This is a genomic window from Streptomyces brevispora (assembly GCF_007829885.1).
GTDB classification, from domain to species: Bacteria; Actinomycetota; Actinomycetes; order Streptomycetales; family Streptomycetaceae; genus Streptomyces; species Streptomyces brevispora.
In genome coordinates, this window is the sequence record NZ_VIWW01000001.1 from 3,563,410 (window position 1) to 3,585,031 (window position 21,622).

Here is a 21,622-nt window from a genome sequence, read left to right on the forward strand (position 1 = left end):
AGCCGAAACCGTTTCGGCGTCAACGACCGCACACCAAGGGGACTTTCATGTACGGCAACCGTCGCAAGGCCTTCCTCGTCTCCGCACTCCTCGTCGGCGGAGCCATGCTGATGACGGCATGCCAGGACGCTGACGCGGACGCCGCTCAGGGCACCTCGTCCGCCACTCCGGCCGGTCAGACGGATGCCTCGCCCGGCGCGTCGGCCACGGGCGGCGAGCAGGGCGGCGAAGAGGACAAGGCCTCCGGGGACAGCTCCGGCGGGAAGGACGCGGCCTCCGGGTCCGGGTCCGGTTCCGGCGCGAACGGCAAGGCCGGCAAGGTCGGCACGTGCCGCACCGACGGGCTGAAGATCACGGCGGCGGACAACACCATCGACGGCGACCCCGATCTCACCGTCGCGGTGACGATGAAGAACATCGGCACGGACTGTGCGATGTCCGGGTACGCGGGCGTCGATCTGAAGACGAACGCGGGGCCGCTGTCCGCGAAGCGCACGGGTCAGGAGCCCACGTCGTTCACCCTCAAGAGCGGGGAGTCGGTGGCCTTCCCCATCAACTACCCGGCCAACGACTCGGGCGGCTCCGGTGTCCGCATCACGGGTCTGCTGGTGACCCCGCCGAACGAGACGAAGACGGTCACCCTCCAGTGGCCGGGCGCCGCCACGCTGCCCGTCACGGAGGACGGCGGCTCCCCGGTGAAGGTCGGCCCGGTCGGAAGCGCCGGTCAGGGCAGCTGACCCGGCCCGTGATCCGGGGCCGTGGATGTCTTCCTCATGATGGGCCGAGGTCGGACGAAGGGCTGCCGCGATGCGCGGCAGCGGACGGCGAGGTCCGGTCAACCTCGGCTCGGGGATGCCCAGTTGGCGAAGGGCGCCGGGTCGTGTCCGATGCGGTCCCGGGCGGGCTCCCGGTCGGGGAGGATGCCGCCGCCTACTTCCGGGCGGGGAACGCCTCGTCGAGCGTGGGGACCACGAGGTGGTCGGTCGTCAGCGCGTCCAGGACGTCGTCCAGCCGCAGGTAGCGTCCCTGCTGGATGCCGGGTGAGACCTTTCCGATCGTGCCGGCCTCTCTGAGGTGGAAGACGGTCCACGGGCGCTTCCAGAAGTCCAGGGCCTCTCCGTCGCGCGTGATCTGCCGCGTCTGCGCGGTCGTGCCGCGCGTCCCGTCGATGTTCTGGTTGACGGTCTCGACCGCATCGACGCCGAAGACCAGCCCCTTGCCGCCCGGCCGGTACATCACGAGCATCTTGGGACGGGCGAGCCCCACGTGCTTGCTGTCGTGAGGGCATACGTATGCGCCGTGCGCGGCGAGATCGGTCATGGCCTGGTTGTTCGCGGGCACGATCACCGCGTGCTCCTGGAGGGAGCGGAACCAGCCGAGTGCGGCCTCCTCCTCCCAGACGAACTTGTTGCGATTGCGGGCCAGCGGATCAGCGGCCAGCCCTCTGGACGCCATGAGTTCGATATTGCGCGGCGGCCGCGCCACCAGTTGCCCGAAGTCGGCTCGGGTGATCACCTCGGGCAGTTCGTCGAACCAGGACATCGTGCTAGACCACCGTGTACTTGAGGAAGGCCGACCAGGCGGCGGGGGAGACGCTGAGGGAGGGGACGGTGAGGTCCTTGGAGTCGCGGATGCGGATCGCGTGGGGGCCGGTGGCCACCTCTATGCAGTCCCCGCCCTGGTCGCCGCTGTAGCTGCTCTTGAACCAGTGGAGTTCAGTGCTCATTCTCTGCCGCCTCTTCGATCAGTTTCATCGACGCTTCGGGACTGAGCGCCTGCGCCCGCAGAATCCCATACTTCCCGAACAGGTTTCCCAGGTCCGGCTGTTCACTGACGAAGAAGCTTCCGCTCTGGCCCTCGACGTAGGCGAGGCGGCTTCGTTCCGCCGTCTCCAGCAGGACGAAGGGGCCGTTGAGACCGGCATGGGTCGTGCGGTCCGGTGCCATGACCTGGATCTGCACGTTCCGCAGCTGTGCGATGTCAAGGATGTGCAGGAGCTGGCGCTTTCGCGCCTGGCTGCCGCCGATGGGCCGGGTCAGTGGATGCAGCTCCAGCACGAAGCCGATGTCAGGTGCTGGCCTCCGGGTCAGGAGTGCTTGCCGCTCCATCCGGGCCGCGACCCGCCCCTCGATCTGCTCGTCGTCGAGTGACGGGTAGTGGTTGGTGAAGACCGCGCGGGCGTGCTCCTCGGTCTGAAGGAGGCCGGGCACCGCGTGCGTCTCGTACTGGTGGCGAGCGCAGGCTCTCGTCTCCACCTGCGCGAACTCCGCGAACCATGAGGCCAAATGGCTGCTCCGCAGTGTCGCTCCAGCCGCAGTCAGTGCACCTTGTGCACCGAGAACGTCGTCTGCGCGCGCGACGAAGTCACCCCTGGGCGGACGGTCCCCCCGTTCCACCATCGCCACCTGTGACTTGGAGAAACCAATCTTCCTGCCCAACGCCTCCTGTGAGAGGCCCGCCCGCTCGCGGAAGAATCGCAGTAGCGCCCCGAACGTCTCGGAGTTACCGCCCCCGTGATTACTGGAATGCACAGCTCTTCCCCCTCCGCGCACAGCAGTGCACAGACGCCTCGTGTCCCTGGTCACGGTACGTGCGGGCGCCGACGCTTTGCGTATGGAACCGAAAACTTCACCTGACCTGATGCCCTCCTGGATTCCCGTGAACGGGCACGCCCTGCGCCATGCCGGGATTCACTTCGACGCCGTACGGATCATCGGCCTGCTGGGCGAGCAAGTGGCGTACGAGGTCATGCAGTTCACGGACTTCCGGGCGGGCCCCATCATCCGGTCCTCGATCGGGGAGCGGAGCATGTACTTCCTGCTGCCGCCAGGCAGTGCCCGCGCGTACCGATGGCCCGTCGGGGCCGAGGCGTTGGTGCGGGAGGGGGCGGCGTTCGTCGGGGTGCCCGCGCTGGAGGGGCTGACGTATCCGCTGGACTGGCGTTCGCGGCCCACCGCCCAAGTCCCGTTCGTGGATGCGGAACTGTTGTTCGAGCTGCTGAACGGTGTGGTGGAAGCGGAGAAGTGTGATGTACCGTGATCGCGTCATTACGCTCCGTGCGCATCCGCGCATGGGGCGGCCCCCGGAGGTGCTACCAACACCTGACCGAGGGCCTTCACCCCACGATGGATATTCGAGGTCCACCGAGAATGCTTTTTCATGCTATCTCGCCGTCCTACGGCTATGTGAAGGCGTCCCATGACGTCATCCGGCATCCGCGCCTCGGCAGCGACGCGAAGGTCTTGATCACCTACGTGCAGGGGCTGCCCCCGGGGCGGGCCGAGCGGGCGTTGAGCGATCACGCCAAGTGGATCGGGATCACCGGGCGTGCGTACCAGAAGGCGAAGGCCCAGCTCAAGGAAGACGGGTTCGTGCACGAGTGGCGGCGGCAGGGCGACGGAGGGCTGTGGGTGACCGATCAGCTCGTCAGCAACGTGTCGCTCTCCGACGGGGAGGCCCGGAGGTTCCGGGACGCGAGAGCGGAATCACCGCAGGTGGGACCGAGTAGTCACCATCCGACGGTCGGTCATCCGGGTACTCGGTCGGCCGGTGGTTACCTACCGGTGGATGAAGAACGTGAGAAGAACTCAACCCACCCACCCTCCGAAGTGGTTCGCAAAGCGACCGAGTCCGTGGAGAGCGAACCGGAGGCCGAAGTCGGCCGCCAAGTGGCCCGTCTACGCCCCCGATCGGGGCGAGGACTTCGAGGCGTCCGAACCGTTGCCCTGGCGGGAGCGGGTCGCGGCAGTCCTCGCGCAGGACGTGTCCGGCGGTGCCGGCTGAGGCGTACGGCCGTTCGCTGGTGTGGCGGTTCCACCACTGACGCGGTGGAGCGAGGAGAGTGGGCCCAGGGGCCTGGACGGACTGAGGAGGACCGATGGTGGACACCATGGTTGACCAGTGGGACGGAGCTCGGGCGACAAGGGACCCGGCGCGGTGCCGTGCGCAACTGATGGCGGCCGGGCGTACCTTGTTCGCCGTGTACGGGTACGCCCGTACCTCCGTCGAGGATCTCTGCGCCGCGGCGCACGTACAACTGCGTGATTTTTACCGTGAGTTCGAATCGCGTGAGGCGCTTCTCGTCGATCTGTACGACGAGGTGGCGATCGGCGGGATGCGTGCGGCCGAGGTGGAGCTCTCGGCGGAGGGCATCGAGACCTGTTCGACGGAGGAACGGATCCGCAGACTGTTCGACGCCTATGTGCGGGTCGTCACGCGGGACCCGCAGGCGGCGCGGGTGGCGTTCGTCGAGGTGCTCGGGGTGAGCCGGGCGATGGACGACCACCTCACGATGTGGCGGACGGTGTGGGTCGAGTTCCTGACCCGTGAGGCCGAGCGCGCCGCGCAGCGGGGCCATGGGCTCGACGGTGATCTCACGGTCGTCGTGAAGGTGCTGACGCGTTCCGTCGACGAGCTCCTCGCCCACCACGGGCGCCGTCCGCGCCAGGTGCCGTCCGACTGGCTGACCAGTGAGCTGACCCGGATGTCGCTGGCCATGATCGGTCCGAGCGCCCCTCCCGAGACCTCCGCCTGACAGAGCCGCCTGGCAGAGCCGCCTGGCAGAGCCGTCCGGCGCTGCCGCATGACAAGGCCGCTTGCCGGATCGGCAAGCGGCGGCATGATGGAGGAATGGCAGCACACGAGCACGGGCCGCAGGACGGCGACACGGTGGACGACGAGTTCTCGGCCGTCCTGACGGGCGTGGGGCCGCGGCTGCGCGCGCTGCGGACGGAGCGCGGTACGACGCTGGCCCAGCTGAGCGAGACCACCGGGATCTCGCTCAGCACGCTCTCCCGGCTGGAGTCCGGGGGCCGCAAGCCGACCCTGGAGCTGCTGCTCCCGCTGGCCAAGGCGTACGGGGTGCAGCTGGACGAGCTCGTCGGCGCGCCGGACACCGGCGATCCGCGGGTCACGTTCCGCCCGTTCAACCGGCACGGCATGACGTTCGTGCCGCTGACCCGGCACATCGGCGGGGTGAACGCGTACAAGCAGGTCATGCCGGGCCTGACCGGCCCGCCGGGGCCGGTGGAGCAGCGGGTGCACGAGGGGTACGAGTGGCTGTACGTGCTGTCGGGGCGGCTGCGGCTGGTGCTCGGCGAGCACGATCTGGTGCTGTCGGCGGGAGAGGTGGCCGAGTTCGACACGCGTACACCGCACTGGTGGGGCAACGTCGGTCCGGAACCGGTGGAGTTTCTCAGCCTGTTCGGACCGCAGGGGGAGCGGATGCACGTACGGGCGAAACCGGCGGGGAAGCAGTGACGGACCGGTCCGCCGGCGGGACGTACGCCCCGCCCAGCCCCCACGCCTGGTGCATCGCGTCGGCGTAGGCGGCCGCGAGCCGGTGCTCCCCGGACGGGCCGGGGTGCGTGCCGTCGTAGGTGTCCGTGTGGATGTCGTAGCCCGGCGGCCGTGACGCCAGCAGGATCGGGGACATCGGTTCGTCGAGGTCGGCCACGGCCTTGGCGAGGAGTTCGTTGAAGCGGTCGCACTCGGCGGCGAAGGGGGCGTCGGACTCGGCCCGGATGTTCGGTATGACGGGGAGCAGCACGCACCTGATGCGCGGGTTCGCGGTGCGGGCCGCCGCGAGGAACGCGCGGGCGTTGCGTGCGGTCTGCCCGCTGTCCGTGTAGAAGCCGAGGTCTATCAGGCCGAGCGAGACGAGCAGGATGTCCGCGCGGTGCGCGGCGACCGTGTCCGCGATCACCGGGGCCATGTGCAGCCAGCCCTCGCCCCAGCCGGCCAGGTGGTGGCGGGCGTCGGCGGGAAAGGCCGGGGCGCCGTACGCGTACGAGACCGGGGTGCCCGTCGCGGTGTCGTACAGCTCGGTGCGCGGGCCGACGATCGCGTAGGGGCCGTCGAAGGATGCTTCGAGGTGCTGCCACATGCGGTAGCGCCAGGTGAAGTCGCCGGCGCGTCCGATGGTCATGGAATCGCCGACGAACATGAAACGCATGGCGTCATCATCGCGGATCATGGCTCCGGCCTGCGACGTGACGATGGACACTTGTGCCATGCGCTCGTATCGACTGACTGCCCTCGGCACCGCCGCGCTCCTGTCCCTCGCGGTGGCGGCGCCCGCCGTGGCCGATGACGGCGGGGCCGACCAGAGCTTCACGATCCTGGACCCGCGGATCACCGAGTCCAGCGGCCTTGCCGCCAGCCGTGCCCATCCGGGGATCTACTGGACGCACAACGACAGCGACGACGGCCCGTACGTCTTCGCCGTCGACTCCCGCACCGGGAAGACCGTCGCGACGATCACCATGAAGGGTGTCGGGGAGCCGCGCGACGTGGAGGCGATCTCGCTCGGACCCGACGGGAACCTGTACGTCGGGGACATCGGCGACAACCTGAACGGCAGCTGGGACCACGTCTGGATCTACCGCTTCCCCGAGCCGAAGGTGCTGCGTGACGCGACGGTCCGCGCGACGCAGTTCGACGTGAAGTACGCGGACGGCCCGCGCAACGCGGAGTCGCTGATGGTCCACCCGAAGACCGGGCGCGTGTTCATCGCCTCGAAGAACGAGGACGGCGGCGGGCTCTACGAGGGGCCCGCCAAGCTCACGACCGGCTCCGACAACATCTTCCGGCGGGTCGGCGAGGTGCCCTGGGTGACGGACGGGGCGTTCTCGCCGGACGGGAAGGAACTGGTGCTGCGCTCGTACTTCAGCGCACGTGGCTACACGTTCGAGAACGGCCGGCTCGGGAAGGACTACCCGGTTCAGTCCCCGCTGCTGAGGCAGGCCGAGTCGGTCACGTACACGGCTGACGGCTCGGCGCTCATGTACGGCTCCGAGGGTGTGCGGAGCGATGTGGTGCGGGTGGACCTGAAGAACGGCGGCGAATCGGGCCGTACCGGGGTGAAGTCGCCGTCGTCCGCCGGGGCGGGGAGCGACGGCGGCGGCGCGCCGGTGAAGGGCACCACGCTGATCGGGATCGCGGTGCTCGCCGGGATCGGTCTGCTGCTGCTCCTGGGCAGGCGGCGCAGGAAGGGCTGACAGCCGCGCGGACGCCCGCCGCGCCCGGAGCCCGGCCCTGCCCAGAAGTAAGATCATCCGATCATGACGACTGACACCGGGCCTGTGCCCTTCTCCACCTCCCGCCTGGACGCCGAGCCCTTGCGGGTGGCGCACGCCGGCGAGATGGCGTCCGTACTCGCCGACCCGGCCCTGCACACCTTCACCGGCGGCGCCCCGGAGGACACGGACGCCCTGCGGATCCGCTACGCCCGCCAGTCGGCCGGCTCCCCGGACCCGGCCGAGCGGTGGTGGAACTGGGTGCTCAGGGTGCGCGGCGACGACTGCCTGGTCGGCTACGCGCAGGCCACGGTGAACCTGACCGACGCGCAGGCCGAGATCGCCTGGGTGATCGGGTCCGGATGGCAGGGCCGCGGCTACGCCAAGGAAGCAGCCGTGGGCCTCGTGGCGCACCTGCTGGACGGGAGAGCGGTGCGCACGGTCGTCGCCCACATCCACCCCGACCACGCGGCCTCCGCCGCGGTGGCCGCCGCTGCGGGGCTGGTGCGGACCGAGGAGTGGGAGGACAGCGAGGTGCGGTGGCGTCTGGACGCGCGATGAGGGGCCGGTTCCGGGTCCTGTCGTCGGTGGCCCTCGCCTCCGTCGTGCTGGCGGCGGTGGCGGGATGCACGGCCTCCGACACCGACGCCGGCGGTCCCGAGGACAGGATGGCGCCGAAGGCGCGCGCCTATCTCGCCTCGGCCCTGGACGTGATGGAGAAGCACGCCCTGGTCACCGAGGACGTGGACTGGCCGAAGCTCCGGCAGGACGCCTTCGCGGAGGCCCGGCAGGCACGGACACCGTCCGACACCTACCGGGCGATCCGGCAGGGGCTCCGGGACCTGAACGACGAGCACAGCACGTTCTACGACCCTGAGGCGGCCCCCGAGAACCTGAACACACCGGCCGACGACCTGATACTCCCCGAGGGGCACCGGCTCGCCGGGAGCATCGGCCAGCTGATACTCCCCCCGGAACCCTCCGACCGGGTCGCCGCCCCCTACGTCCGCTCCGCGCGCTCGACCGTCGCCGAGCTCGACGGTCAGGGCGTCTGCGGCTGGATCATCGACCTGCGGAGCAACCACGGCGGAGACATGTGGGGGCCGCTCGCCGCCGTGGGCCCGGTACTGGGCGACGGCACGGTCGGGTCAGTCGTCTACGCGGACGGCAAGAAGTCCCCCTGGACGCTCAGGAACGGCACCCCCCGCCAGTACCTGGACAAGTGGGGCCCGGCGAAGCCGCTGGCCCGTCCAGCGCCACCGGTCGCCGTCCTGACCAGCCGGAGGACGGCGAGCGCCGCGGAGGCCGTCACGATCGCGTTCCGGGGCCGCCCGGACACCCGCACGTTCGGGGAGGCGACCGCGGGTGTCCCCACCGCGAACGCGTCGTACGAGCTGTCCGACGGTGCGCTGGTCATCCTGACCGTGGCCCGTGAGGCCGACCGGAACGGGCGGCTCTACAACGGGCCCGTCGAACCGGACGTGGAGGTCCCCGAGACTCGGGGGCACGACCAGGCCCTGGAGGAAGCGACGGACTGGCTCAGGAAGCAGAAAGCCTGCCGTAGGGCCCCCTGACCGGGCGACCGGCACTCAGCCCTCGGACGGCTCCTGCTCCTGCGACGGCGACGGCGACGGCGACGGCTCCGGTTCCTGCTCGGGCTTCGGCTTCGGGCGGGGGCGGCCCGCCGCCACCAGGGCGGTGACGTCGAGCGCGACCTCGGCGCCGATCGAGTCGGGGAGCGTGAGGCTGTGGCCGGGCGCGTACACCTGGTGGGTGTCGTACCCGCCGGCGAGGGGCTCCGTGAGGACGTGGACGCGGCCGTGCTTGCGGTCGAGGATGACGTAGACGGGGATCTTGGCGTTGGCGTAGGCCGCGACCTTGTTCCGCAGGTCGTTCTGGTAGTTGCCGGAGGTGACCTCAAGGACGAGGCGGAAGGCGGCGGGGTCGTAGCAGTTGTTCTCGACCACGTGCTCGTCGAAGTCGGCGTCGACGACGGCCAGGTCCGGGATGGCGTAGTCCGAGGAGCCGCTGGGCAGCCATACCCCGACAGCCTGCAGAACCTTGGATTCCCCGCCGTGGAGGCCTGCTGTGAGGAAAGGGATCATGAGCGAGGTCAGCGCATTCGCGTGCGCGCCGTCCGGGGACGGGGCCACGGTGATGACGTCTCCGATGATCTCGACGCGGTGACCCGGGAGCTGCTCCGAGAGCCTGTTGGCGCTCTCGAGCAGCGATTCGGGCTCCGGCCGCTCCGGCCGATCCGGCTCACCGTCGCAAGGGTGCTCGACTGCCGCTGCACACATTGCGGGCCTCCTGAAAGGGCTGATGTCGAGAACATCATCGTAGGACTGTGTGCCCGTATGCGGCGTGTACGCACCGCGCCACCCTGTCGAGTGAAGCAGAAACGGCCCTGCACGCGTGATCTCGTGTGCAGGGCCGTTCCGTACGCGTAAGAGGTACCGCTACAGCTTCTCGATCACGTAGTCGATGCACGCCGTCAGCGCCTGGACGTCCGACGGGTCGATCGCCGGGAACATCGCCACGCGCAGCTGGTTGCGGCCCAGCTTGCGGTACGGCTCCGTGTCGACGATGCCGTTGGCACGCAGCACCTTGGCGACGGCGGCGGCGTCGATCTCGTCCGCGAAGTCGATGGTGCCGATGACCTGCGAGCGCTTGGCCGCGTCGGTGACGAACGGGGTCGCGTACTTGGAGTCCTCGGCCCAGCCGTACAGGTGGCCCGACGAGGCGGCCGTGCGGCCGGTGGTGAACTCCAGGCCGCCCTGGGTGTTCATCCAGGTCAGCTGCTCGTTCAGGAGGAACAGCGTGGCCAGGGCCGGGGTGTTGTACGTCTGGTTCTTCAGGGAGTTGTCGATCGCCGTGGGCAGCGAGAAGAACTCCGGGATGTGACGCCCGGAGGCGTGGACGCGGGCCGCGCGCTCCAGGGCCGCCGGGGAGAAGACGCCGATCCACAGGCCGCCGTCGGAGGCGAAGGACTTCTGCGGGGCGAAGTAGTAGACGTCCGTCTCGGCGATGTCGACCGGCAGGCCGCCCGCGCCGGAGGTGGCGTCCACCAGGACCAGGGAGCCCTCGTCGGCACCCGCGACGCGCTTGACGGGCGCGGCGACACCGGTCGAGGTCTCGTTGTGGGTGAAGGCGTAGACGTCGACGCCCGCCTCGGCCTTCGGGTCCGGGTGGGTGCCCGGGTCGGAGGCGATGACGGTCGGGTCGGCCAGCCACGGGGCGAGCTTGGCGGCCTTCGCGAACTTCGAGGAGAACTCACCGAAGTTGAGGTGCTGGGACTTCGACTCGATCAGACCGTGCGTCGCGATGTCCCAGAAGGCGGTGGAGCCGCCGTTGCCCAGGATCACCTCGTAGCCCTCGGGGAGGGAGAAGAGGTCGCGCACTCCGTCACGTACCGCGCCGACCAGGTTCTTCACCGGAGCCTGGCGGTGGGATGTACCGAGGAGCGAGGTTCCGGTGGCGGCCAGCGCGTCGAGCGCCTCCGTCCGAACCTTGGAAGGACCGGCGCCGAAGCGTCCGTCGGTGGGCTTGATGTCAGCGGGAATCTGGATGTCGGCCACGACTCGGAGCGTAGCCCCTCGGTACGGCGGCTACGCATCCTGTCCGTCGGATGAGACGCGCGATCCGGTTCGTGGATGCCGGATCGCGCGCCCCGTCGGATGCTCGCCGGGTGTGCCGGTCAGCCCAGTTCGACCGGGAGGTCGAACAGGTCGTTCTGGGTGACGATCGGCTTGTTGCGCAGCTCGGATGCGGGGACCGCGAGGTCGAGCTCCGGGAAGCGCTCGTAGAGCGCGGGGAGTGCGACCCCCGCCTCCAGCCGGGACAGTGCGGCACCCGGGCAGACGTGCGGGCCGTGACCGAAGGCGATGTGGCGGTTGGGGGAGCGGGTGACGTCGAACTCGGCGGCGGTCGGCCCGTACTGCTGCTCGTCGCGGCCCAGCGCGCCGAACGAGACGATCAGGGCCTCGCCCTTGGGGAGGACCTTGTCGCCGACCGGTACGTCCTCGGTCGCGAAGCGGATCAGGACGTGTGAGGTCGGGGTGTTCCAGCGCAGGGTCTCCTCGATGACGTTGTCCCACGGCACCTCGCCGCCGAGCACCTGCTTGCGCTGCTCGGGGTGGGTCTGGAGGGCGACGACAGCGTTCACGATCAGGCTGATCGTGGTCTCGTGGCCGGCCGCGATGATCAGCTGGAGGGTGTTGACGATCTCCTCGTTGCTGAGGTGGTCGCCGTCCTCGGAGGCCGCGATCAGGGCGCTGGTCAGGTCGTCGCCCGGCACGGCCCGCTTGCTGTCGACGATCTTCGTGAAGAGCGCGCCGAGGTCCGCCATCATCTGCGGGACCTCCTCCGGCGGCGTCTGCGTCGAGAAGAACTTCTCGAACAGTTCCTTGAGGCGGGGGTGGTCGGCCGCGTCGACGCCCATCAGTTCGCTGATGACGTTCATCGGCAGCGGGTAGGCGAACTCCGCCTTCAGGTCGATCTTTTCGCCCTTGGGCAGGGCCGCGAGGCGGTCCAGGCTCGCGGTCGTGAGCGCCTCGATGCCGGTGCGCAGCCGTTCCACCCGCTTCACCGTCAGGGCCTGCGCCACCAGCGTGCGGAGCCGGCGGTGGTCGCTTCCGTCGACGGTCAGCATGGAGCGGCCCGGGTTGGCGAGGCCGATCAGCGGCCAGTCCAGGGGTATCTCGCCGCGCTGCCAGGCGCCCCAGACGTTGATGTCCTTCACGATCCGGGTGTCGGTCAGCAGCTGCCGCGCCTCGGCGTGGTGGGTGACCGCGTAGCAGTTCACCCCGCCCGGCAGTTCCACCTCGGCGAGCGGGCCCGCGGCGCGCAGCGCGGCGCTCTCGCCGTCGAGGTCGGTGACGAAGGGGTCGAGGACGATCCGGGTCATTGCTGGCCTCCGATGGCAGATCCTGTGGCGGGTCCCGTGGCAGGGGTGGGTGTGAAGGCGACGGGCAGGTCCGTCAGTCCCCGCAGCCAGGGGGACGGGCGTCGGGTGAGCTGTGCGGCGGGGACGGCGAGGTCGATGTCCGGGAGGCGGTCGAGCAGTACCTCGATGCCGGTACGGGCGATGACCTCGGCGGTCTCCTGGGCCGTGAAGGGGCAGCGGTGCTCGCCGTGGCCGAAGGACAGGAACGCGTTGTTGCCGCCGGTCAGCGCGGAGCCGTCGGTGCGGACCTGCGGGTCGGCGTTGGCGGCGGCGAAGCTCAGGACGAGCAGTTCGCCCGCCTGGATGTGGCGGCCCCCGAGGTGGGTGTCGCGTGAGGCCCAGCGGCCCGCGATGTTCTGCGTCGGGGTGTCCTCCCACAGCACTTCGTTCATGGCCTCGGCGACGCTGTGCCGGCCGCCCGAGAGCGAGGCGGCGAAGCGGTCGTCGGTGAGCATCAGCCGCAGCGAGTTGCCCATCCAGTCGGCGGTCGGCTGGTGGCCCGCGGCCATCATGACCATCAGGTCCTGGGCGATCTCCTCGTCCGTGAAGCCGCCGGGGTCGGCCAGCATCCGGGTCGCGACGTCGTCGTCGGGTTCGGCGTGCTTGTCGGCCAGCAGCTGGAACATCGAGGTGGCGAGGTGCTGCTGGCCGGCGAGCGCGCGCTCCCGGCCGTCGATCATGTCGTTGATCGAGCCGACGAGCGCGTCGCCGACCTCGTCGCTGAAGCCGTAGATCCGTGCCAGGACGCGGGCCGGGAGCAGCATCGCGTACTCGGCGATGATGTCGGTCCCGCCCCTGGAGCAGAACCGGTCGATCAGCTCGTCGGCGAACTCCTCCGCGTAACGCTTGAGGGCGAACGGGTCGACCGCGTCCAGGGCGTCGCTGATCATGCGGGCGCGCTCGACGTGCCGGGGGCCGACCGTGTAGAGGATCGACGGCTGTTTGCGGCCGATCATCGGCAGCAGCGGCCAGTCGTCGGGGATGTGCACCCACTGGTTCCACAGGTCGGAGTCGCGGCTGAACAGCACCGGGTCACTGGTGACCTGGTGCAGCTCGCGGTAGCCGAGCACCAGCCAGGCCGGAATGTCGCCGTCCAGGGCGATGGGCGCCACGGCGCCGTGGTCGCGGCGCATCTCCCGGTACAGCTGGGTGGGTTCGGTCTGGAACCGTGGCCCGGACAGGGGCACGCGGCCGTGCGCCGGGCAGCCCGGGGGTGGTTCGGTGGGCTGGGTCACGTGGTGTGCTCCGGGGTCTTCTCCGGCGTGGATTCCGGACGGGCGGCGGCGGAGGAGCTGATCGTGCCCTTGGAGAGGGCGTAGAGGTGCTCCACCAGGGTGATCAGTACGTACTTGCTGGAGGACCGGTCCCGGGCGTCGCACTCCACGAGCGGTACGTCCTCGGAGAGGTCGAGCGCCTCACGGATCTGCTGCTCGGTGTGGAGCGGGCCGCCGAAGTCGTTGCACGCCACGATGAACGGCGTGCCGTGGTGCTCCAGCCGGTCGATGGCGTACCAGGAGTCGGCGAGGCGCCGGGTGTCGACGAGTACGACGGCACCGAGCGTCCCGGAGAACAGCCGGTCCCAAAGGAACCAGAAGCGCTCCTGGCCGGGTGCGCCGAACAGGTACAGCACCGAGCGTGCGTCGAGGGTGATCCGGCCGAAGTCGAAGGCGACGGTGGTGGACGTCTTCGACTGCACGCCGTCGAGGTGGTCGACCGCCTCGCCCGCGCGGGTCATCGTCTCCTCCGTGTTGAGCGGACGGATCTCGCTCACGGATCGGACCATGGTGGTCTTGCCTACCCCGAAGCCACCGACGACGACTATTTTCAGTCCGTTGTCGGCCGTGGCCTGCAGGGCGGCACGGTCAGAGGTTGCGGAGTCCAACGAGCACCTGTTCCAGGATGTCGGGGTCGGGGAGCCGGTCCGCGACGCGTGCGGTACGAGGATGACGGGCGCTGATCCTGCCGGTGTCGAGCAGGTCGCACAGCAGGATGCGCACGATGCTGACCGGCAGGTTCAGGCTCGCGGCGATCTCGACGACCGCGGTGGGCCGTTCGCACATCCGCAGGATCGCGACGTGCTCCGACTGCATACCGGGGGCCGGTTCGCATTCCGAGACGACGAGCGTCACCAGGTCGAAGGCGGCCGAATCGGAGTGGCTGCGGCCCCCGGTGAGGGTGTACAGCCGGTCCGGGGCGTCGTCCCGGCCGGGACGGGGACGCGGCGTCATACGGCCGTTTTCTCGGTGGTCCCGGTGGTCTCGGAGGGTTCGCGCGGCGGGGCGACGAGGTGTTCGCCGAGCTGCTCGACGAGCTCGCTCATGTTGTGCCCGACGAGGCCGACATCGGCGTCCTCGGAGGCGACGACGGCGAGATGGGCGCCCGCACCCGCCTCCACGATGAACAGCACGCCGCCGTAGAACTCGGTCATCGCGGACCGTACGCCGCCGGTGCCGTCGCCGAACTCGACGGACGCGCCGTGCGACAGGCTCTGGATGCCGGCCGAGATCGCGGCCAGCTGGTCAGCCTGGTCGACGGAGAGCTCGGGGGTCCGGCACAGTTTCAGGCCGTCCCTGGACAGCACGAGGGCGTGGCGGGCGCCGGGGGTGCGCTCAAGGAGCCCCTCCAGCAGCCAGTTGAGCTTCTCGTCCGTGGTCGCGGTCATCGGGTGTTGCCTTCCGGGTGCGGTGAGTTGGGCCGTACGGCCTGGCGGAAGCTGCTGAAGCGGGCTGCCTGGGCCTTGGGGTCGGACGTACGGGTCCGGGGGTTCGGTCCGTCGGTTGCGTCGGCGTCGGATTCACCGGCAGCCCTGGCGCGGGACTCGGCGGCGGCCAGGGTGCGGCCGCGGGAGCGCTTGGGGAGGCCGCTCTCGCCGAACCGGGGGAGGCCGCCGGTGGTCTCCGACGCGGAGTCGGGGCGCGGGATGTCCTGGGTGCGGGAGCCGTCCGGGGCCACGGTGTGGTCTCCCTGGTCTGCCTGGTCGGTCCGGTCGGCTCCGGACGCGTGGACCGGCTCGGGCTCACGCGGGGGAGCGGTCACCGGCGTGGCAGCGGGTTCCCGCGTCGGTGCCGGTGCCGGTGTCGGGGTCGACAACGATGCCGGGGCCGATGCCGAGGCCGGTGCCTGCGCCGGGGTTCTGGTGATGATCTCCTGCGGGAGCATCATCAGCGCGCCCGTACCGCCGCGCGCCGACGGCCGGAACGAGACCGTCAGCCCGTGCTTGCGGGCCAGCCGGCCGACGACGGCGAGGCCGAGCCGGGTGCCGGAGAGGCCGGCCAGGTCCTGGTTGGTCGCGGAGACGGCGCTCTCGGCGCGGCGCAGCTGCACATCGCTCATGACCAGACCGCTGTCCTCGACGGTCAGCACGATGCCGGCCGGCACCTCTTCCACGTACACGTGGACCTCGGCCGTGGGGGGCGAGAAGTTCGCCGCGTTGTCGAGGAGTTCGGCCAGCGCGTGCATGACGCCCTCGGCGGCGTGCCCGGCGACGGCGACATCACTGGTGGAGTGGAGACGGATGCGCTGGTAGCCGCTGATCCGGCCCATCGCGCCGCGCAGGATGGATTCCATGACGATGGGCTTCGCCCAGCGGCGTCCGGAACGCGCACCGGTCAGCACGGCGATGGAGTCGGCCAGCCGGCCCGCCTGGGCGGTGCGGTGGTCCAGGTGCAGCAGATCGCCCAGGACGTCCTCGGAGGCGTGCCGGTTCTCCATGTCGCGCAGGTCGGCGAGCATGCTCGTGGCGAGTGCCTGCATCCGGCCCGCGGCGTTGGCGCACGCGGCGATGGCGGCGGAGCGTTCGGTCTCGCTGCGGGAGACGCGGGCCTTGAGCCTGGCGTTCTCGGCGGTGAACCGCTTGACGTCGGCCGCGGCCTGCTCGGTGAGCCTGGCGTTCTCGGCGGCGGCAGCCGATTTCATCCTCGCCGTTTCGGCGGTGAACCGCTGGGCGTCGTAGGCGGAGGCCGACACCATCCGTGAGGTCTCGGCGGTGAACCGGCTGCTCTCGGCCGCGTGCATCGCCCGCAGTCGGCGCACCGTGGCGCGGGCGTGGACGGTGGTGGCGACGGAGACGGACAGCAGCACGGCGGCGGCTCCCGCCCCCCATGCCACAGCGGTCCTGGCCGAGTCGGGGGCGGCGACGACCGCCCAGAGGCACAGTGATCCGGTGATGGCCACCGTGACCAGCAGGGCCAGTGCGGTCGGCCTGGTTGAGGGGCGCAAGCGGAGTCCTTGGGGGGCGGACGGTGACGGACGGGACGGTTCGGACGAGTCGGTACGGGAGAGAGCAAATGCGACAACTGGAACAGATTATTCCCAGACAAGTCTCAGTCACTATATGAGAATTGACGATCTGTTTGGGAAGTACTTGTGGTGCACTCTGTTGCGTAAATGTTTGAGAGCCCGATGTGAGGGCCGGACGGATTCCGACGTATTGACGTTTTCGGAAGAAACGCACAGGGCCGCATGACCACGGGCCGGACCGGCGGCATCCTGGCCGGATGGCACCTCGTGAGAAGACGACCGGCACCGACCGCACCGCGCTCGCCGACGAACTGCGGTCAGCCGTCCGCGGCGAGGTCGCGTTCGACGCCACCGCGCGGGCCCTGACGACGATGGACGCCTCCAACTACCGCCGGGTGCCGCTCGGGGTCGTCGCCCCGCGCGACGCCGACGACATCGCCGCCGCGCTCGCCGTCTGCCGTGCGTACGGGGTGCCCGTCGTGCCGCGCGGCGGCGGTACGTCCATCGCCGGGCAGGCCACCGGCACCGGCGTCGTCCTCGACCTCACCCGGCATCTGCGGTCCGTCGTCGAACTGGACGCCGGATCCCGTACGGCAGTGGTCCAGCCGGGCGTCGTCCTGGACGACCTGCGGGCCGCCGCCGCCCCGCACGGGCTCACCTTCGGCCCGGACCCCTCCACGCACAGCCGCTGCACGATCGGCGGCATGATCGGCAACAACTCCTGCGGTTCGCACTCGGTCGCCTGGGGCACCACCGCCGACAACGTCCACGCCCTGACCGTCACCCGCTACGGCGGCGACACCCTGCGCCTGGAACGGGGCGCCGAGGGACCCGCCGGACTCCACGAACTCGTCGCCGCCCACCTCGCCCTCCTGCGCACCGGATTCCCCGAACTCCCGCGCCGCATCTCGGGATACGCCCTGGACGCGCTGCTGCCCGAACGCGGCCCCGACCCCGCCCGCGCGTTCTGCGGCAGCGAGGGCACGCTCGGCGTGGTGACGGAGGCGACGCTGCGGCTCGTCGAGGCACCGGCGGCCCGCGCACTCGCCGTACTCGGCTACGCCGACGAGTCCGCCGCCGCCGAGGCCGCCCCCGGCCTCCTCCCGCACCACCCGCTGACCGTCGAGGGCATGGCCGCCGACCTCGTACGCGAACCGGCCGGGCTGCCGCGCGGCGCCGCCTGGCTCTTCGCCGAGACGGGCGGCGCCACCCCGGCCGAGGCGCGGGCCCACGCCGAACGAATCGTGCGCGCCGCGTCCCCGGACGCGGTGGACGCCGCCGTCGTCACCGACCCCGCCGGGCAGCGCGCGCTGTGGCGGATCAGGGAGGACGCGGCGGGAACGGCCACCCGCACACCGGACGGCAACGAGGCCTGGCCCGGCTGGGAGGACTGCGCCGTGCCGCCCGCCCGGCTCGGCCCCTACCTCCGCGACTTCCGCGCCCTGCTCACCGAGCACGCGCTGCGCGGCACCCCGTACGGGCACTTCGGCGACGGCTGCATCCACGTCCGGATCGACTTCGACCTGCTGAGCGCCGCCGGAGTGGCCCGCTTCCGCCGCTTCTCCGAGGAACTCGCCTCGCTCGTCGTCGCACACGGCGGATCACTGTCCGGGGAGCACGGCGACGGCCAGGCACGCGCCGAACTCCTGCCCAGGATGTACGGGAGCGAACTGGTGGCCCTGTTCTCCCGGTTCAAGGACCTCTGGGACCCGGACGGCGGCATGAACCCCGGCATCCTCGCCCGCCCCGCCCGCCTGGACGAGAACCTGCGCTTCGACGTACTGCCCCGCGAGCCCGTCGACGTGACCTTCGGCTACCCGCACGACGGCGGCGACTTCTCGGCCGCGGTGCGCAGGTGCGTCGGCGTCGCCAAGTGCCGTACACGGGAAGCCGCGGGACCGGCCGTGATGTGCCCGTCCTTCCGCGCGACCGGCGAGGAGGCCCACTCCACCCGCGGCCGGGCCCGGCTGCTGCACGAGATGCTGGCCGGCCCCGCGGGCGGGGTGATCACGGACGGCTGGCGCTCCACGGAGGTACGCGACGCGCTCGACCTGTGCCTGTCCTGCAAGGGCTGCCGCAGCGACTGCCCGGTGGGCGTCGACATGGCCACGTACAAGGCGGAGTTCCTGCACCACCACTACCGGCACCGGATGCGCCCCGCCGCCCACTACGCGCTGGGATGGCTCCCGCTGTGGCTGCGCCTGGCGTCCCCCTTCGCGGGCGCGCTGAACGCGGCGGCCCGGGTCCGGCCGCTCGCGGCGCTCGCCAAGCGGCTGGCGGGCATCGCGCCGGAGCGGGGGATCCCGGTACTGGCGCGGGAGACGTACAGCCGCTGGCTGAACCGGCGCTGGGGCAAAGGGACGTTCATCCTCTCCAACGACGAGGTGGCCGCCATCTGGCCCGACACCTTCACCGAACACCTCTCGCCCGAGGTGGGCCGGGCGGCGGTGAAGGTCGTGGAGGCGGCGACGGGCCGCCGGGTGCTCACGCCCGGCCGCGGACTGTGCTGCGGCCTCACCTACGTCTCCACCGGCCAGCTGGACAAGGCCCGCAAGGTGATGCGCCGCACCCTGGACCGGCTGACCGGCACCCACGACAGCCCCGTGATCGTCCTCGAACCGAGCTGCGCGGCCACCCTCCGCGGCGACCTCCCGGAACTCCTCCCCGACGACCCCCGCGCCGCCGAACTGGCCGCCGCTGTCCACACCCTGGCCGAGTACCTGGAGAAGTACGCCCCCGACTGGCAGCCCCCGCACCTGGACCGCCCGGTCACCGGCCAGACGCACTGCCACCAGCACGCGGTCCTGGGCGACGAACCGGACCGCCGCCTGCGCGCACGGGCGGGCCTGACAGGCGAGTTGACGGGAGGCTGCTGCGGCCTGGCCGGAAACTTCGGCTTCGAACGCGGCCACTGGGAGGTGTCCGCGGCCTGCGCCGAGGACGCGCTGCTTCCGGCGGTACGGGAAGCGGCGCCCGGCACGGAGATCCTGGCGGACGGGTTCTCCTGCCGCACCCAGCTGGAGCAGCTGGGCGGGGTGCGGGCCCGGCATCTGGCGGAGGTGCTGGCGGAGGGGCTGGGGCCTGACAGGCCCTGACGGCCGCCATCGCCGGCCTTTACCGCCTCGAAGCCGGCGGCCACGGTTCCGTGCACGTTGATGCTGCCCGACATGGTTTCCCCAGGAGAAGCGTCCGGTGCATCCCTCATTCACTGCACCCCAACTACGCCTCTGCGCCGGGAAATGCCCTCATTCCGAGACGTCTCGCGCCACGATCTCCCGGGCCAGCGCGACGAGGTCCGCCAGTGCCGGGTGGCCGGGGGCGTCGCGGCGGGCGAGCAGTACCGGCACGGTCGGGGCGTCGGTGAGCGGGCGGTAGACGACGCCCGCGTGCGGGTGCATGCCGGCGGTCGAGGCGGTGGAGACCCCGGTGCCCCGGCCCGCGGCGATGGCGGTCAGCCAGTCGTCGGTGTTGGCGACGGTGAGGGTGGCGGCGGGGCGCGCGGACGGCGGCCACAGGTCGGGGGTGGTGGTGCCGGAGACGGTGTTCAGGACGACGGTGCCGGTCGCCAGGTCGGCGAGCCGGAGCGCGGTGCGGGCGGCCAGTGGGCCGTCCGCCGCCACGGCCGCGACCCGCTCCTCGTCGTACAGCACCTCGGTGAGGAGGCCGGGCGCCTCGACGGGCCCGCGCAGCAGCGCGGCATCGACCTCGCCCCGGGTCAGCCCGGCCGTGCGGTCGTCGATCCGCAGGAGTTCGAGCGGGGTCTGCGGATACCGCTCCTGCCAGCCGCGGAGCAGCGGTGTGGTGTACCGGCCGAACGCGGACCAGGGGTGCCCCAGCCGCAGCGGCCGGCGCCGCAGCCCGCCGGGGTCGATCGCCGCGTCGAACGCGGCCACCGCGGCGGCGGCCTTGTCCCGGAAGGCGACGCCTTCGGGGGTGAGGACCAGGTGGTGGGTGGAGCGGTCGACGAGCCGGATGCCGAGGTGCTGCTCCAGGGCGGCCAGGGTCCGTGAGACGGCGGGCTGGGTGAGCCGGAGCCGGGCGGCGGCCCGGGTGACGCTGGACTCGTCGGCCACGGCGAGGAACGCGCGCAGATGCCGGATCTCGACCGCGCGCCCGGGGGCGCGGCCCGCGGTTCGGCCCGATGCCCGGTCCGTGGCCCGGCCTGCGGCCCGGCCTGTTTCCGCGCCCCGGTCCGCGCCTTGTCCTCTGCTCATGCGTAGGAAGCATAACGAGAGCCCAGTCGGCATTTCACGCGCCGCGCGGGGGTGCCTACGGTGAGGAGACGGGCTGCACGGGATGAGTGCAGTATCTTCAATCCCAAAGTGCAATGTGTTGCACTTATCGTGTTCGTGAACTCAGGAAAGTCAGGGCCACAGGTGAACGACCAGGGCACCGCCGCGGAATCGGCCGCAGCAGTCACTGTCCCGGAGGCGGTCACCGCCCTCGCTGAACCGGGCGGTCCGGCCCCCGTCGGTGGGCGCGGAGCCGCGCTCGCGCCGGTCGCGCTGGTGGTGGGGGGCGCCCTCTCCGTCCAGTTCGGAGCGGCGGTCGCGGTCATGCTGATGCCGAAGGCCGGCGCCCTGGGTGTCGTCACACTGCGGCTGGTCGCCGCCGCGCTGGTGCTGCTCGTCGTCTGCCGCCCGAAGCTGCGCGGCCACTCGCGCGCCGACTGGGGAACGGTGCTCGCGTTCGGCGTCGCGATGGGAGGCATGAACACGCTCTTCTACCAGGCCGCCGACCGCATCCCGCTCGGCGCGGCCGTCACCCTGGAGGTGCTGGGCCCGCTCGCCCTCTCGGTGTTCGCCTCGCGCCGCCTGGTCAACGTGGTCTGGGCGGCCCTCGCGCTGGGCGGCGTCCTGCTGCTGAGCGGCGGCGGCTTCGACCGGCTCGATCCGGTGGGCGCCGCGTACGCGCTGGGCGCGGGAGTCATGTGGGCGGCGTACATCATCTTCAGCGCCCGCACCGGCCGCCGCTTCCCGCAGGCCGACGGGCTGGCCATGGCGATGGTGGTCGCGGCGGTGCTCTCGCTGCCGCTCGGCATCATGGACGCGGGCTCGAAGCTCCTGGTCCCCAGCACGCTCGGACTGGGCGCGGCCGTCGCGCTGCTGAGCTCGGTCCTCCCGTACACCCTCGAACTCATCGCGCTGCGCAGGCTGCCCGCGCCCACCTTCGCGATCCTGATGAGCCTGGAACCGGCGATCGCGGCCACGGCGGGCTTCCTCATCCTCAACCAGGCGCTCTCCACCACGGACGCCCTGGCCATCGCCCTGGTCATCGGGGCGAGCATGGGCGCGGTGCGCAGCCAGGTGAGGGGCCGGCGCAAGGCGGCGGGCGGCTGAGCCGGGCGCCTGGGCGTCCCGAAGGCCCACCTAAGACGGAGGCCGGGTGGCCGAGTCGTCCTGGCTGGAATCGCCTGGGCCGT

The 21,622-nt window shown here is 71.1% G+C and carries 22 protein-coding genes and 1 pseudogene; 9 read left to right on the top strand and 14 right to left on the bottom strand.

Features of this window, described 5'->3' with window-relative positions; all coding sequences use genetic code 11:
* The first annotated feature begins 47 nt into the window (after positions 1–47).
* Complete coding sequence (locus FHX80_RS16615; protein ID WP_145764897.1) at positions 48–737, top strand: DUF4232 domain-containing protein; 690 nt, start codon at positions 48–50, stop codon at positions 735–737.
* 193 nt (positions 738–930) lie between these two features.
* Here FHX80_RS16615 and FHX80_RS16620 read toward each other — a convergent pair whose 3' ends face one another.
* The 4 genes and pseudogenes from FHX80_RS16620 to FHX80_RS36595 form a co-directional block, all read right to left on the bottom strand.
* The gene (locus tag FHX80_RS16620) at positions 931–1,542 is read right to left on the bottom strand and encodes a hypothetical protein (RefSeq protein WP_145764898.1); all 612 of its coding nucleotides are present in this window, start codon (positions 1,540–1,542) and stop codon (positions 931–933) included.
* 4 nt (positions 1,543–1,546) lie between these two features.
* Positions 1,547–1,726, bottom strand: a complete 180-nt coding sequence (locus FHX80_RS16625) for a DUF397 domain-containing protein (protein WP_145764899.1) — start codon at positions 1,724–1,726, stop codon at positions 1,547–1,549.
* Positions 1,716–2,285 (bottom strand): DUF5753 domain-containing protein, encoded by a 570-nt coding sequence (locus FHX80_RS16630; protein WP_341874042.1) that lies wholly within the window; start codon positions 2,283–2,285, stop codon positions 1,716–1,718. Before FHX80_RS16630 ends, FHX80_RS16625 begins: the two co-directional genes overlap by 11 nt.
* An 84-nt stretch (positions 2,286–2,369) precedes the next feature.
* Positions 2,370–2,585: pseudogene (locus FHX80_RS36595) on the bottom strand (helix-turn-helix domain-containing protein); the annotation flags it as partial.
* Positions 2,586–2,613: 28 nt separating this feature from the next.
* Here FHX80_RS36595 and FHX80_RS16635 point away from each other — a divergent pair.
* The 3 genes from FHX80_RS16635 (at position 2,614) to FHX80_RS16650 (ending at position 5,259) form a co-directional block, all read left to right on the top strand.
* Positions 2,614–3,039, top strand: coding sequence for a hypothetical protein (locus tag FHX80_RS16635; protein WP_244318302.1), 426 nt, complete (start codon positions 2,614–2,616; stop codon positions 3,037–3,039).
* Positions 3,040–3,877: 838 nt separating this feature from the next.
* Complete coding sequence (locus tag FHX80_RS16645) at positions 3,878–4,534, top strand: TetR/AcrR family transcriptional regulator (RefSeq protein WP_145764901.1); 657 nt, start codon at positions 3,878–3,880, stop codon at positions 4,532–4,534.
* A 95-nt stretch (positions 4,535–4,629) separates the two neighbouring features.
* A complete protein-coding gene (locus FHX80_RS16650; protein ID WP_145764902.1) occupies positions 4,630–5,259 on the top strand; it encodes a helix-turn-helix domain-containing protein in 630 nt (209 codons plus the stop codon).
* Here the strand turns inward: FHX80_RS16650 and FHX80_RS16655 are convergent.
* Positions 5,195–6,013: a GDSL-type esterase/lipase family protein gene (locus FHX80_RS16655; RefSeq protein WP_244318303.1), complete on the bottom strand. Its 819-nt coding sequence runs from the start codon at positions 6,011–6,013 to the stop codon at positions 5,195–5,197. The two genes, FHX80_RS16650 and FHX80_RS16655, sit on opposite strands and share 65 nt — an antisense overlap.
* On the opposite strand from FHX80_RS16655, the gene FHX80_RS16660 reads away from it, so the two are divergent.
* The 3 genes from FHX80_RS16660 (at position 6,012) to FHX80_RS16670 (ending at position 8,590) form a co-directional block, all read left to right on the top strand.
* Complete coding sequence (locus FHX80_RS16660; protein WP_145764903.1) at positions 6,012–6,998, top strand: esterase-like activity of phytase family protein; 987 nt, start codon at positions 6,012–6,014, stop codon at positions 6,996–6,998. The genes FHX80_RS16655 and FHX80_RS16660 overlap by 2 nt on opposite strands.
* A 63-nt stretch (positions 6,999–7,061) precedes the next feature.
* Entirely contained in the window at positions 7,062–7,577 is a 516-nt protein-coding gene (locus FHX80_RS16665) for a GNAT family N-acetyltransferase (protein WP_145764904.1), read from the top strand.
* A 107-nt stretch (positions 7,578–7,684) separates the two neighbouring features.
* Complete coding sequence (locus FHX80_RS16670; protein WP_145767337.1) at positions 7,685–8,590, top strand: S41 family peptidase; 906 nt, start codon at positions 7,685–7,687, stop codon at positions 8,588–8,590.
* Between the two features lie 15 nt (positions 8,591–8,605).
* Here the strand turns inward: FHX80_RS16670 and FHX80_RS16675 are convergent, their stop codons facing one another.
* From FHX80_RS16675 to FHX80_RS16710, 8 genes are all read right to left on the bottom strand, one after another.
* Positions 8,606–9,316: a Uma2 family endonuclease gene (locus tag FHX80_RS16675; protein ID WP_145764905.1), complete on the bottom strand. Its 711-nt coding sequence runs from the start codon at positions 9,314–9,316 to the stop codon at positions 8,606–8,608.
* Positions 9,317–9,475: 159 nt separating this feature from the next.
* Positions 9,476–10,594 (bottom strand): phosphoserine transaminase, encoded by a 1,119-nt coding sequence (gene serC, locus FHX80_RS16680; RefSeq protein ID WP_145764906.1) that lies wholly within the window; start codon positions 10,592–10,594, stop codon positions 9,476–9,478.
* 119 nt (positions 10,595–10,713) lie between these two features.
* Positions 10,714–11,922, bottom strand: a complete 1,209-nt coding sequence (locus FHX80_RS16685) for a cytochrome P450 family protein (RefSeq protein ID WP_145764907.1) — start codon at positions 11,920–11,922, stop codon at positions 10,714–10,716.
* Complete coding sequence (locus FHX80_RS16690) at positions 11,919–13,196, bottom strand: cytochrome P450 (RefSeq protein WP_145764908.1); 1,278 nt, start codon at positions 13,194–13,196, stop codon at positions 11,919–11,921. The genes FHX80_RS16685 and FHX80_RS16690 overlap by 4 nt, the downstream gene beginning before the upstream one ends.
* Positions 13,193–13,843: a GTP-binding protein gene (locus FHX80_RS16695; protein ID WP_145764909.1), complete on the bottom strand. Its 651-nt coding sequence runs from the start codon at positions 13,841–13,843 to the stop codon at positions 13,193–13,195. Before FHX80_RS16695 ends, FHX80_RS16690 begins: the two co-directional genes overlap by 4 nt.
* Positions 13,824–14,189: a DUF742 domain-containing protein gene (locus tag FHX80_RS16700; RefSeq protein WP_145764910.1), complete on the bottom strand. Its 366-nt coding sequence runs from the start codon at positions 14,187–14,189 to the stop codon at positions 13,824–13,826. Before FHX80_RS16700 ends, FHX80_RS16695 begins: the two co-directional genes overlap by 20 nt.
* The gene (locus FHX80_RS16705) at positions 14,186–14,623 is read right to left on the bottom strand and encodes a roadblock/LC7 domain-containing protein (protein WP_145764911.1); all 438 of its coding nucleotides are present in this window, start codon (positions 14,621–14,623) and stop codon (positions 14,186–14,188) included. Before FHX80_RS16705 ends, FHX80_RS16700 begins: the two co-directional genes overlap by 4 nt.
* On the bottom strand, positions 14,620–16,179 hold the full coding sequence (locus FHX80_RS16710; RefSeq protein WP_145764912.1) for an ATP-binding protein: 1,560 nt from the start codon (positions 16,177–16,179) through the stop codon (positions 14,620–14,622). Before FHX80_RS16710 ends, FHX80_RS16705 begins: the two co-directional genes overlap by 4 nt.
* Before the next feature lie 278 nt (positions 16,180–16,457).
* On the opposite strand from FHX80_RS16710, the gene FHX80_RS16715 reads away from it, so the two are divergent.
* The gene (locus FHX80_RS16715) at positions 16,458–19,295 is read left to right on the top strand and encodes an FAD-binding and (Fe-S)-binding domain-containing protein (protein ID WP_145764913.1); all 2,838 of its coding nucleotides are present in this window, start codon (positions 16,458–16,460) and stop codon (positions 19,293–19,295) included.
* A gap of 150 nt (positions 19,296–19,445) precedes the next feature.
* Here the strand turns inward: FHX80_RS16715 and FHX80_RS16720 are convergent, their stop codons facing one another.
* The gene (locus FHX80_RS16720) at positions 19,446–20,414 is read right to left on the bottom strand and encodes a LysR family transcriptional regulator (protein WP_145764914.1); all 969 of its coding nucleotides are present in this window, start codon (positions 20,412–20,414) and stop codon (positions 19,446–19,448) included.
* Between the two features lie 162 nt (positions 20,415–20,576).
* On the opposite strand from FHX80_RS16720, the gene FHX80_RS16725 reads away from it, so the two are divergent.
* Entirely contained in the window at positions 20,577–21,539 is a 963-nt protein-coding gene (locus tag FHX80_RS16725; protein WP_145767338.1) for an EamA family transporter, read from the top strand.
* Positions 21,540–21,622 lie beyond the last annotated feature (83 nt).